The sequence below is a fragment of the Anaerophaga thermohalophila DSM 12881 genome, assembly GCF_000191885.1.
Classification (GTDB): Bacteria; Bacteroidota; Bacteroidia; order Bacteroidales; family Marinilabiliaceae; genus Anaerophaga; species Anaerophaga thermohalophila.
The window spans coordinates 1-13,237 of record NZ_AEWI01000211.1 but is presented as its reverse complement, the minus strand read 5'-3'; the positions used below and the strand labels follow the sequence as shown (position 1 = coordinate 13,237).

The window sequence follows — 13,237 nt, the reverse complement described above, 5'->3', positions numbered from 1 at the left end:
AAAAAACAATCTTACAACTTCGGTTCCCATCTTATTTCGTCATTATCGAAATGTTTTGCCAGAAAGCGTGAAAGTACAAAGAAATAGTCTGATAACCTGTTCAGATACCTTAGAATCCATGGGTCTATTTCGGTTTCCGCGGCCATTTGATTGACACGACGTTCTGCTCTTCTGCAAACAGTACGGGCAATATGACATTGGGCAGCAGACGGATGACCTCCCGGCAGAATAAAGTTTTTCAGGGGAGGAAGTGAAGCATCCATCCTGTCCATTTCTTTTTCAAGAAAATCTATCTCTGCTTCATCACAATTAAGTTTCGAGCGTAATTCTGAAATTGTGTCGTCTGTCGCCAGATATGCCCCAATCATAAAGAGTTGCTCCTGAATACGCGGTAATACTCCGGTAATATCGTTCTCCCCCGCAAAAGCTCTGATCAATCCTATTTGAGCATTTAGTTCATCAACAGTTCCATAAGCCTCCAGCCTGAAGTGATGTTTAGGGACAATTGTTCCCCCTATTAATCCGGTCTTACCTTTGTCTCCGGCTTTCGTGTATATCTGACTTTTTTGCATGACAATTATCTCCTTTAGGTTTTGCAAAGATATAACTATGCCCTTCGTGAGAAAGTTCATGAAAAAATTAATTTCTTTTCCCGATGCGATGCGGAAAACAAGAAACAATACTTTTTGCAATTTTGATTAGAATATCAAAAACCATCAGGTGAATTCGAATTTTAACATTTTTTATAATAAATTCTCTATTCCATATTTTAAAAGGGATTAAAGTGTTTGAAGTACAATAAACACTATTTTAGGTTTTAAAATTATTTTTGATTTCTTTGTTTTTTTAGGATTCATTCCTAATTTAGCAATTCAAAATATAAGTGTTTTCTTAACACTTATTACATTATGTTCTGTTCTGGAGATGGGTGGTACTTTTGACAAGGAAGATGATGGATACTGCTTAAAACATTCAGGCAGGTAAAGATACAAAGATATTTTTGGTTTATGTAATTTACAATGGCCGGTTCGGAAAATTCTGAACACATGCAATAAATAAGCAATAAATAAAGGCGTTGAAAGGCAGAAGGCATAGGTTAGGCGCTATAAGTCAGATGATTAGATGCTATATTTTCGACCTTGTTCAAATATTAAATAAACAAAAATGGTAAAAGCACAATTGAATAATTCAATATCAGTTGATTGTGTGATATTCGGTTTCGATTTTGAAAAACTGAATGTCCTGCTGGTTGATCGGGTGTTAAAAGATGAAAAGACAGGTAAAGAGTTGTTCTCTGATCTGACGCTTACCGGTAATCACATTTTCGAGCATGAGAGTCTTGAAGATGCAGCCGCCCGTATATTGTTCGATTTAACGGGGTTGGAAAATATCTATTTGAAGCAATTTGGTGCATTTTGTGATACCGACCGATTAAAACGTCCTAACGATCAGGCCTGGCTCAGGGCAAGTGGACGTGACCCGGACAGCAGGATAATATCAGTAGGCTATTACTCTCTTCTGGCTACCGAAAAGGTTACGCTGAAGTGGAAGGGGAGAAATGTAAAATGGTATCCCGTATCTGAAGTTACCGATCTGGCATTTGACCATTATCATATTCTGCAATCAGCTCTTCGTGCCCTTCGTCGTGAATTACTTTATGAACCTATAGGATTTGAATTATTGCCCGAGAAGTTCACGCTTTCACAACTTCAGAAGCTGTACGAGGTAGTGTTGGGGGTTGAGCTGGATAAAAGAAATTTTCGCAAGAAGATTGCGCGCATGAAATATCTTATTCCGCTGGATGAAAAGCAAAAAGGTGTGGCTCATAAACCCGCCCGCCTTTACATGTTCAGTCGCGAAGTGTATGAAAAAACCAGAAAAGAGGTGTTGGATTTTAACATTTAAATCTTAGCCATGCAAGTAACCAGGCAGAAGTTAAGCATAAGAGAAAAAGTGGGTTATGCGTTGGGAGACGCCGCAGCCAATATTGCATGGCGTGGAGTTGCTACTTTTTTATTCGTATTCTATACCGATGTTTTTGGCCTTAACCCTGCAGCAGTAGGTCTTTTGATGCTGATAGCCCGTTCCAGTGACGGCGTCAGTGATGTTGTAATGGGTATCATCGGCGATCGTACCAATTCGAAGTATGGGAAATTTCGTCCCTGGATTTTATGGACGGCCATCCCGCTTGCGGTTATGCTTTCTCTTCTTTTTACTACGCCTGATTTAAGTCCGACCGGGAAAATTATCTATGCATACGTCACTTACATTCTGTTTACCCTGATATATACTGCCAACAATATTCCTTACGGAGCGCTGATGGCCGTCATGACAGGCGATGATAAAGAACGCACAAGCATAGGTTCTTACAGGATGGTCGGCGCTTTTGCAGGCGGAATGCTCGTTCAGGGAGCTCTTTTATTTCTGGTGGCTAACTTCGGGGATATAAACCCGACAATTGAAATGGTTGATCTGGGTAATGAAAAATATGAAGTTACAGTTTCTGCCCCCGAGAGTGTTGAGAATGTCAGGATAAAAACCAAAGCCGGAGTAGCTACATTTGTTTGGGCCGATGCTGAAATGGCCGACAGTGTCAATGTTCCAACCCAGGAGAAAAGTTTTTCTATGGAGGCCGGTCTTCCTTATACTTTTATTGTAGAGGGCGAACCGGACCTGGATGAAAGCAAGATAACCATCATCGACCAGAAAGAAGGATATTCTAAAGCTATTTACCTGATGTCGGTGCTGCTGGCAATATCTTTAATTATTACTTTCTATACTACCAGAGAACGGGTTTCGCCACCCAAGACACAGGAGACAAACCTGGTAAAAGATTTAAAAGACCTTATTTCCAACCGGCCATGGCTCGTATTGTTGATCATCGGCTTGCTGTTTAATATCTATAATTCCATTAAACAGGGGATTACAGTAATCTATTTCACTCATTATCTGCATAACCAATTACTGGCCGGGTCTTATATGGTGGGTTTGATGATCGCTTCTATCCTGGGTGCAATGGCCACATCGCCTCTGGCAAGACAGTTCGGCAAACGCCGGCTCTTCATTTATGCCCTGATATTTTCGGGAGGTGTCAATGCATTGATTGCATTTTGCGGGCCGGGCGATATTGTTCCCATTTTTGCCATTGGCATAGTTTCTGAGTTTGGTGCCGCCATTTTTCCCACGCTTTTCTTTGCAATGCTTGGCGATGCAGCCGATTATTCGGAATATAAGAACGGTCGAAGGGCTACCGGGCTGATCTATTCGGCAGGGTCGTTCTCCACCAAATTCGGCGGAGGTTTGGCAGGTGCCATTATCGGATTTGTCCTTTCGGCATTCAATTATGACGGACAAGACGCTGTGGCGATTCAGGGAGCTGTGCCGGGCATCGTGATGTTAATGAGCTGGATACCTACTGTCATCGCTTTGCTTGGTGCTGTACTGATGAAATTTTATCCCCTCGATCAGGATAAAGTGGATGCCATTACAACAGAGTTGAATCAGCGAAGACTGAAAGAAGGATATTCAATAGATTATTAGATGCAGCAGATGGTGTTAATCATTGATCTATAATTATATAACCAAATAAAACGACAAAGAAACAATGAAGTTTGGATACTTTGATGATAAAAACCGGGAATATGTGATTACAACGCCTGCTACGCCATGGCCATGGATAAATTATCTGGGGAATGAGGACTTTTTTTCACTCATTTCCAATACGGCAGGAGGATATTCTTTTTATAAGGATGCCAAATTCAGAAGACTGACCCGTTTTCGTTATAATAATGTACCGATGGACAATGGAGGAAGGTATTTTTATATAAATGATGGACATGATATATGGTCGCCCGGATGGAAGCCGGTGAAGACGAGGCTTGACGGTTATGAATGCAGGCACGGGTTGAGCTATACTAAGATTATCGGTGAAAAGAACGGGTTAAAGGCTGAAGTTTTGTTTTTTGTCCCTTTGAAGTCGTGGTGCGAAATTCAAAAAATGACGATTACCAACACTTCCCCGGAAACGAAAAGGTTCAAATTGTTCTCTTTCCTGGAATGGTGCTTATGGAATGCAGAAGATGATCAAAACAACCTTCAGCGAAATCTGAATACCGGTGAGGTGGAAATCGACGGTTCCACCCTGTACCATAAAACAGAATACAGAGAACGCCGAAATCATTATGCTTTCTACCACGTTAATACACCAATTCAAGGTTTTGATACCGACAGGGAAAGTTTTGCCGGCCTGTATAATGAACTCTCGGAACCACAGACTGTATTGGAGGGGAAGCCTCGCAATTCGCATGCTCACGGGTGGTCGCCGGTAGCCTCGCATTACCTTGAAATTGAACTGAAGCCCGGAGAAAGCAAAGATTTGGTATTTATCCTCGGATATGTGGAAAATAATGAAAATGAGAAATGGGAAGACAAAAATGTAATCAACAAAAAGCCGGCAGGAAAGCTGATTGAGCGTTTTGATACCGCAGAAAAGGTCGATGTGGCTTTTTCCGAATTAATTGAATATTGGGACCATCTGCTCGATAAGTTTGTATTGGAAAGCGGCGACGAAAAACTTGACAGAATGGTCAATATCTGGAACCAGTATCAATGTATGGTTACCTTCAATATGTCACGTTCGGCATCCTATTTCGAAGTGGGTATCGGACGCGGAATGGGTTTCAGAGATTCCAATCAGGACCTTATCGGCTTTGTACATCAGATCCCGGAGAGAGCGCGTGAACGAATAATTGATATTGCCTCAACTCAATTTGAAGACGGTGGTGCTTATCACCAGTACCAACCGCTCACGAAGCGCGGGAACAATGCAATTGGTGGCAATTTTAACGACGACCCTCTATGGCTTATCCTTTCAACCACTGAATATATCAAAGAAACCGGAGATTATGGAATTCTTGACGAAATGGTTCCTTTTGATAATGATGCCTCAGTTGCAAAACCCCTTTTTGAGCACCTTAAAGTCTCTTTCTACCATGTTGTCAATAATCCGGGGCCACATGGATTACCTTTGATAGGAAGAGCCGACTGGAACGACTGTTTGAATCTTAACTGTTTCTCGAATGACCCGGACGAGTCGTTTCAGACCACTGAAAATCGATCGGGCGGAACCGCCGAATCGTTGATGATTGCCGGATTATTCGTGGTTTATGGACAAGAGTTTGTGAGGCTTTGTCGGAAAACCGGAAAAGAGAGGGAAGCTGACAAGGCACAAAAACATGTCGATAAAATGGTGGAAGCTGTTAAAAGGCATGGTTGGGATGGCGAATGGTTTCTCAGAGCGTATGATTTTTTCGGAAGAAAAGTGGGAAGTAAGGAGAATGAAGAAGGTCAGATATTTATTGAATCCCAGGGATGGTGCTCAATGGCCGGGATCGGTCTCGATGAAGGAATGGTTGAGAAAGCACTTGATTCTGTCAAGGAACGACTCGATTGTGAATATGGCATCGTTCTGAACAATCCTGCTTTCACCAAATACGTGATTGAATATGGAGAGATATCTTCTTATCCTGAAGGATATAAAGAAAATGCCGGCATCTTCTGTCACAACAATCCATGGATCATGATCGGTGAAACGGTGCTTGGAAGGGGAGAACGTGCCTGGGAATATTACAGGAAAATTTGTCCGGCCTATCTGGAGGATATTTCCGGACTTCATCGCACGGAACCCTATGTATATGCCCAGATGATTGCAGGAAAAGACGCACATAAACCCGGAGAGGCGAAAAACAGCTGGCTTACCGGTACGGCAGCCTGGAATTATTATGCCGTGACCAGGTATATTCTGGGAATACGCCCCGATTATGACGGGTTAAGAATTGATCCTTGTATACCTCCTTCATGGAAAGGATTTAAAATAAAACGAAAATTGAGGGGGACAACCTTTAATATTAAAGTTGAAAATCCAAAGTCGGTAAGCAAAGGAGTAGCCCTGCTTGAAATGGATGGCAAAGCCGTTGATGGTAACCTTATTGAAAAATTTGACGGAGGAACGCATGAAGTTCTGGTAATATTGGGATAAGGTATTTATGTAAATTGTGCCCGCCTGTAAAGTCGGTAAAAGTTGCACCAAATTATGTGTCTGTTCAGAAAGTAAATAGTCAGTTTAAAAAAGCTTAAACGCAGAGACGCAATGACGCAAAGTTTTTATTATGAGAAAGTTGTGGTTTATGCCATTCATTGTGTAAGCAATTAATTACCAGACATCCGGATTTCGTAAATGAGTATTTTGGCGGCAGGCGTAACACAGCAAGTGGTACTCTATGGACTGACACTAAATAATTAGAATGTTAATTATAAAAAGTTGCCTATGTAAAATAATTGTTTGAGTTAAAAAAAAGATTTTTTAAGGATTTGTAGTCGTAAGTTTATGATTTACATTTAAAAAGGGATGCTGCCCCGGAAAAATTGGCGTTGGACCGGGCAACACCCCTGCTCCAGATTCTAACTATTTTATTGTTAAAACCTGTAAAAACGACAAATTTATGAAAAAGATTCGATCTTTTTTGGAATTTGACCTGTTAAAAAAGGTCAAATCCGGATGGCTGAGGGCCTTTAACGGATTTACGTTAGCTCTTGCAGCATGTTTCATTTTTACTTCATTTTCTTTTGCGCAAGAGCAAAAAACGGTCAGTGGACAAGTGACCGATTCACAGAACCAACCGCTACCCGGTGTTAATGTTGTGATCAAAGGCACTATGCAGGGAACCATTACCGATATTGATGGTAATTATGAACTGCAGGCTTCAGGCGGAGATGTACTTCGGTTTAGTTTTATCGGATTCAAAACCCAGGAGGTTCCTGTTGGCGATCAAACCACAATTAATGTTACCATGGAGGAAGAATTTGCCGGCCTCGATGAGGTGGTCGTCGTCGGTTACGGTGTTCAACAAAAATCGTTGGTCACCGGGGCCATTTCGAGTGTTAATGCTCAGGACCTCGAAACCACTTCGAACACGCGTGTTGAACAAGCCCTGCAGGGACGTACGGCCGGTGTTACCGTTTTGCCTACCTCTGGTTCACCCGGAGCAGGCGCTAAAGTAAGAATCCGGGGTACCAACTCTAATCAGACTTCCGAGCCTCTTTACATCGTTGATGGAATGAAAGTAGGCGATATTGATAACATCGAACCCGGCAATATTGAGTCCATCGAAGTTCTCAAGGATGCTGCTTCTTCTGCCATTTACGGTTCTGAAGGCGGTAATGGGGTTGTCATTATTACTACCAAAAAAGGGAAAGCTGGTAAGGGACAAGTGACCTATAATTTCCAGTATGGCATTCAGAGCGTGAAAACCAATATGGAACTTATGAATGCTCAGGAATATGCGCAGTATATGAGTGAGCAGGGTGCCAATATTACTGTACCCTCAGGCATCGGAAACGGTACCGATTGGCTGGATGAAGTGTTTGAAGAAGCACCAATGCAGAGGCATCATCTTAGTTTTTCGGGTGGTGGAGAAATCTCTAATTATCTGGCTTCTGTCGCCTATAATACTCAAGAGGGAGTTGTCGGTGGAGATAAAGCATCTTATGAACGACTTTCCTTTCGCTTAAACTCTTCTCATGATATTAAGGATTGGTTGGAAGTAGGCAATACCTTTACTTACTCACATTCAAAAAGAAGTACTGTTGGAGAGGATGATGAGTATCGGGGAGTTTTAAACAATGCTCTTCTAATTGATCCGACCACACCTGTCTATTACGAACAAGGAGAAGAAACCCAGAAAGAAAGGGATGCGTTAGCCGCTGGTCATACTTTGTTAACCGATGATCAGGGTCGTTATTATGCGCTTCCGGTGAATGTGACAGGTGAAGTTGCAAATCCGGTTGCCAGGTTGCAAACTTACAATAATGAAACTACCAGGGATCAATTAATGGGAACTGTCTATGGCAATATTAAACCTTTGGAAGGATTGACAATAACTTCACGACTGGGATTGGATTTGTCTTATATTCAGTTGCATAACTGGAATAAGAAATATTACTTTTCTTCAGAGAGTCAGAATGGTACAAACACCATAAATGATAATCTGGATAAATATTTTAACTGGCTATGGGAGAATTTTGCCACCTATGAAACCGCCTTTAATGACCATAACATGACTTTCCTTTTAGGTTACTCTGCAGAAAGAAGATTGCATCCTAACTGGTATTTGTATTCCGGTCCAATGGCTAAAGAAGGTGACAGATTTGCCTATCACGATCATACTACTTCGAGGGAACAGGATGTTGTTGGTGGAACCCTTGAGGAAGAAACCATGAATTCTGTTTTTGGTCGTTTTTCATATAGTTATTTAGGCAAATATTTGTTTGAGGCGTTAGTTAGACGAGATGCAGCAAGCGTCTTTTCATCGGGGGACAAATGGGCCACTTTCCCTGCTTTTTCTGCCGGTTGGGTTATTTCGGAAGAGGATTTCTGGAACCCCCAATTTATGGATTATTTGAAATTGCGTGCCAGCTGGGGACAAAATGGTAGTACATCAATTCTTTCCGGTACTTCAGATCAGGAGTTCTGGATGGTGTCAGGTATTTATTATCCCAATCCTTCTGAAACAGGCTATTTTTCAGGCGCTCAAATAGAAAAGCTCACGAACGATGATCTGAAATGGGAGCGCACCGAGCAACTCTCTGTGGGCCTCGACGCAAGGTTCCTTAACAGGAAAATCAATTTTTCTGCCGACTATTATGATAAAACCACCAAAGATCTGATTGTGGTTGGTATGTTTCCGCTTTCTGTAGGGAATGATTTTCCTTATGTTAACGGAGGTGATGTTTCCAATTCAGGTTTTGAATTTGAGCTTGGTTACACTGATAGTTACGGAGATTTTGATATTTCGGCGAATGTTAATTTTGCTACGCTCAATAATGAGGTTACCCGACTTGATCAGGAGGCTCCAATTGCGGGAGCCAACGTCAGGGGATATGATTTAACCTGGTTTGAAGAAGGAGAACCCATTTGGTATTTCAACGGGTACAAAACCGATGGTATTAATGAAGAAACAGGAATGCCAAATATTGTTGATGTTAGTAAGGATGGCGAAATTACTTCTGCCGATCTGACTAAAATTGGTGATCCCCATCCCGATTTTTTGTATGGAGCAAATATAAATTTGGCCTACAAAGGGATTGACCTTAGAGTTTTCCTTCAGGGAACCAAGGGAAATGAAATTTATACTGCATGGTATCGTCCTGACAGACCTTTGTCTAATAAACCAAAATACTTCTATACCGACAGATGGACATCTGACAATACCAAGGCATCCATGCCCCGTGCCGATGGTAGCAGTCAGTATATTTACCGGAGCGACCTGATGGTTCAGGATGGGTCTTATACTCGTATTAAACAATTGCAATTAGGATATTCTCTTCCAAATAGTGTTCTCAATCAACTTGGGTTCTCTAAAGCCCGCGTTTTTATTTCACTTGACGACTTTTTTACTTTTACTGATTATGAGGGGCTTGATCCCGAAGCAGGAAGTAACAACGCCCAAAGTCAGGGAATAGATCGCGGTGTTTATCCTATTCCAAGGAAGATGATATTTGGTGTGTCAGTTAATTTTTAAACCCCCAAAATCTGAGAAATATGAAACTATATAAATGTTTTAAATGGATTCCGGCTGTTTTATTGATCATTATGCCGGCTTGTAGCGATAGTTTTCTTGAAGTAGATCCCGCCGGAAGATTATCCAGCGATGTCTATCCTGCTACAGATGAGGAAGTAATGTCCACAATAATTGGTGTATACGATTTGATGCAGTGGAACTATGGCAGAGACTGGGCGAGTGCCTACTTTGCCAAAAATTTACCTGCTGATGATTGTAATGCTGGTTCTTCTGCCAGTGATCAGCTTCCCTATCAGAATCTGGATGATTTTAAAAATGAAGCGGACAATCCTGTGACAACTGCAATTTGGGAAGGCTTCTATAAAGCGATTAATCAATGTAATACCATTATTGAGCGTATCGAACCGAGCAACGATTTTCGTAAACAGATAATCGCTGAAGCAAAGGCTATACGCGCATGGAATTATTTTGAACTGGTTACGCTCTATGGAGATGTTCCCTTTTATACCGAGAATCCTACTTCAGTGGCAGACTATCACAAACCGCGTACACCCAAGGCCGATATTTATACAAAGATTGAAACCGATCTTGAGGATGCTATTTCAGTTCTTCCATTGAAGTCTGAGCTTCCCGACGACCAAAAATTCAGGGTCTCCAAGGGAACCGCACAATCTATTCTGGGCAAAGTATACCTGTATCAGGAGAAATGGAATGACGCCCATACTGTTTTGGGGCAAGTAATTTCTTCGCAGGAATATGACCTTGAGCCTGATTTTGACAATGTTTGGAAACGTGCAGGAGAACTGGGGATTGAATCGGTATTTGAAGTTCTCTATACATCCCAGGAAGGATACGACTGGGGTAATTTTGGATGGGGAGGAGCAGCTGAAGCAAATATTCATGTTCAGTTGATGGGTCCCCGGGCACCCTTCTTTGGTAATCTGGATGCTATAGGAATCATTCCCGGATGGGGATTTAATCTTCCTACTGCTTCCATAGGTGAGGCTTTTGATAATATGGGGGATAATGGTCCCCGATATGAGGCAACCATCATGAGTGAATCGGAGTTTATTGATGCCGGGGGTGAAATAACTCCGGATACCGATGATGAGGGAAATCCTGTGCCTGCTCACGATTACGAGGGATATCTTCGAATGAAGTATGCCACATTTGCTGACGAAACCAATACCAGTGGTGCTTCAATTGCTGAGCTTAACTATACCACCAACTGGCGCATCATTCGTTATGCCGACGTGCTTTTGATGGCTGCCGAAGCCTATAATGAGGACGGGAGGGAAGCCGAAGCCCGTTTCGAGTTGAACAAGGTTCGGAAGAGGGCCGAATTGGATACGTATGATTTGCCTATGTCGAAAGACGAATTGCGTGAAGCGATAAAAGCTGAGCGTCAGCTTGAACTGGCCTTTGAAGGCAGTCGCTACTGGGATTTGATTCGCTGGGGTGATGCCGAAGAAGTACTGAGTCCGCTGGGATTTGTGGCAGGAAAACATGAGCATTTCCCCATTCCTCAAACTGAGATTTCTTCAAATAATGAAATCTCGCAAGAAGATCAGAATCCTGGATTCTAAACATACACGCTGCTATTCTGACTTATATGAGAACAAAAGGGGCTGTCCGGTATTGGACAGCCCTTTATTATTTTGAAGGCATAACAAGTGCATTAATCTCTAAAACATTGTTTCTATTTTTTTGTCAAATTATCAGCATATTTGGCGATATGATCGTTGAATCTTTTGACAAGGAAGTCAATAACTTTTTTTATTTTCGTTTCTTATTTGATGAGTGCAGTATAAAAAGCATATTTTTGTCAGAATCCAGGCGTTTTAAATTTTTGTACCGGAGTTAACTTGTTGTTAATGACGATGCAAAAATCTAAAACAACAACGAGGTTGGCAACAAAGATGCTTTTTAGACCGGGCTCTTTGATGATTCATAACAACCAGCCTATGTCACCGTCAACGGTTGGTATTTACGTTGTTTTATTTGTTTTATGGGTATATATCCTCACCTTAATCCATCCTGCTGACTTATAATTAATTACTGACTGAATTACTTTTACCTGAAAATCAAACCGTTTGTTATTATAAAGATTAATCTTTCTTTATTATGATTACGTTTATTCTGTCAATCGCGGGTTTAATAGCCGGTTTCTTCTTTTACGGCAAATTTGTTGACCGTTTTTTTGGCGCATCCGACAAAAATGAGACGCCTGCCATACGGATTAATAACGGGGTGGATTATGTTCCAATGCCCACCTGGAAAGTTTTTACCATTGAGTTTTTAAATATCGCCGGACTCGGGCCGATATTTGGTGCTATCCTTGGCGCTATGTACGGGCCAATGGCTTATCTGTGGATTGTTCTTGGTTGTATTTTCATGGGCGCCGTGCACGATTATTTTTCCGGTATGCTTTCGGTACGTAACAATGGTGCGAGTATTCCGGAAATTGTAGGTAAATATCTCGGCACCGGTTTTCAAAACTTCATGCGTCTTTTCTCCTTGTTATTGTTGATATTTGTCGGCGTGGCATTTGTTTCGGGGCCCGCCGAATTGCTGACAACACTAACTAATGGAGGTTTGAAGTTTTGGCTTTATGCAATTTTCGCCTATTATCTGATTGCAACTTTGTTGCCGATTAATAAGATCATCGGTCGCATCTATCCTTTGTTTGGAGTGGCTTTATTAATAATGGCTGTTAGCATTGCCGGAGCGATGATTTATTTTGGCTTTTCCGGCGATTTAGCCATGAAGGAATTGACCACCGACAGCTTTAAAAACTGGCATCACAATCCGGCAGAAAATATTCTTTTCCCGATGATGTTTATCGTTATTTCCTGTGGGGCTCTGAGTGGCTTTCATTCCACGCAGGCACCCATGATGGCCCGTTGTATAAAAAAGGAGAGTCATGGTCGTCGTGTTTTTTACGGGGCGATGGTTGCAGAAGGGATAGTGGCAATTATATGGGCTACTGCTGCGATGAATTTCTTTGAAGGCCCTGAAGGATTAAATACTACCATGCAGGTTGAGGGTCACAATCCGGCATGGGTGGTTAACGAAATAAGTCGCTCCTGGCTTGGTGCGATTGGGGCCGTTTTTGCTATCGTTGGCGTTATTGCTTGCCCTATAACAACGGGTGACACAGCTTTCAGGAGTGCCCGTTTAACCATTGCTGATGTACTGAAGCTGGATCAATCATCTGTGAAGAAACGCTTGTGGGTAAGCTTGCCTTTGTTTGCTATTGGTTTTGTGTTGTCTCAACTCGAATTTGCCACAATTTGGAAATATTTAGGATTGTCTAATCAGGTAGTTGCAGTCGTCGTTCTCTGGGCAGCAGCTATGTATCTTGCTAAAGTTGAAAAACCGCACTGGATGTTGTCACTTCCGGCAACTTTCATGACAACCGTTTGCATAACTTATCTTTTGGTGGCTCCTGTAAAAAATGGTGGTCTCTTTATAGATACTTCAGTCGGATATTGGATTGGTGTTTTACTGGGCATTGCTTCTCTTGTTCTTTTCCTTTTCAGAGTAAGGAAAAATCAAAAAGGAAAAACTATGAGCCAGGATGAAACGAGCATGACAAAGTTTGACACAAAAGAATATGTATAAACACCATCTAACCTCTAATCACCAAAGAAACCAAA

General features: G+C 41.8%; 7 protein-coding genes. 6 read left to right on the top strand and 1 reads right to left on the bottom strand.

The genetic code is table 11. The features are described 5' to 3' along the window. Window positions 1-11 precede the first annotated feature (11 nt). Entirely contained in the window at window positions 12-692 is a 681-nt protein-coding gene (locus ATH1_RS0118510) for a cob(I)yrinic acid a,c-diamide adenosyltransferase (RefSeq protein ID WP_245531829.1), read from the bottom strand. Between the two features lie 472 nt (window positions 693-1,164). Between ATH1_RS0118510 and ATH1_RS0118505 the strand changes: the two genes are divergently transcribed. From ATH1_RS0118505 to ATH1_RS0118475, 6 genes are all read left to right on the top strand, one after another. Beyond that, the gene (locus ATH1_RS0118505; protein ID WP_010425066.1) at window positions 1,165-1,905 is read left to right on the top strand and encodes an NUDIX hydrolase; all 741 of its coding nucleotides are present in this window, start codon (window positions 1,165-1,167) and stop codon (window positions 1,903-1,905) included. Between the two features lie 9 nt (window positions 1,906-1,914). Further along, window positions 1,915-3,540, top strand: coding sequence for an MFS transporter (locus tag ATH1_RS0118500; protein ID WP_010425065.1), 1,626 nt, complete (start codon window positions 1,915-1,917; stop codon window positions 3,538-3,540). A 64-nt stretch (window positions 3,541-3,604) separates the two neighbouring features. Further along, on the top strand, window positions 3,605-6,037 hold the full coding sequence (locus tag ATH1_RS0118495) for a glycoside hydrolase family 94 protein (RefSeq protein ID WP_010425064.1): 2,433 nt from the start codon (window positions 3,605-3,607) through the stop codon (window positions 6,035-6,037). 463 nt (window positions 6,038-6,500) lie between these two features. Then, window positions 6,501-9,578: a SusC/RagA family TonB-linked outer membrane protein gene (locus ATH1_RS0118490; protein ID WP_010425062.1), complete on the top strand. Its 3,078-nt coding sequence runs from the start codon at window positions 6,501-6,503 to the stop codon at window positions 9,576-9,578. 20 nt (window positions 9,579-9,598) lie between these two features. Further along, window positions 9,599-11,164, top strand: a complete 1,566-nt coding sequence (locus ATH1_RS0118485) for a RagB/SusD family nutrient uptake outer membrane protein (RefSeq protein WP_010425060.1) — start codon at window positions 9,599-9,601, stop codon at window positions 11,162-11,164. 538 nt (window positions 11,165-11,702) lie between these two features. Further along, window positions 11,703-13,202 (top strand): carbon starvation CstA family protein, encoded by a 1,500-nt coding sequence (locus ATH1_RS0118475; RefSeq protein WP_010425056.1) that lies wholly within the window; start codon window positions 11,703-11,705, stop codon window positions 13,200-13,202. Window positions 13,203-13,237: the final 35 nt, after the last annotated feature.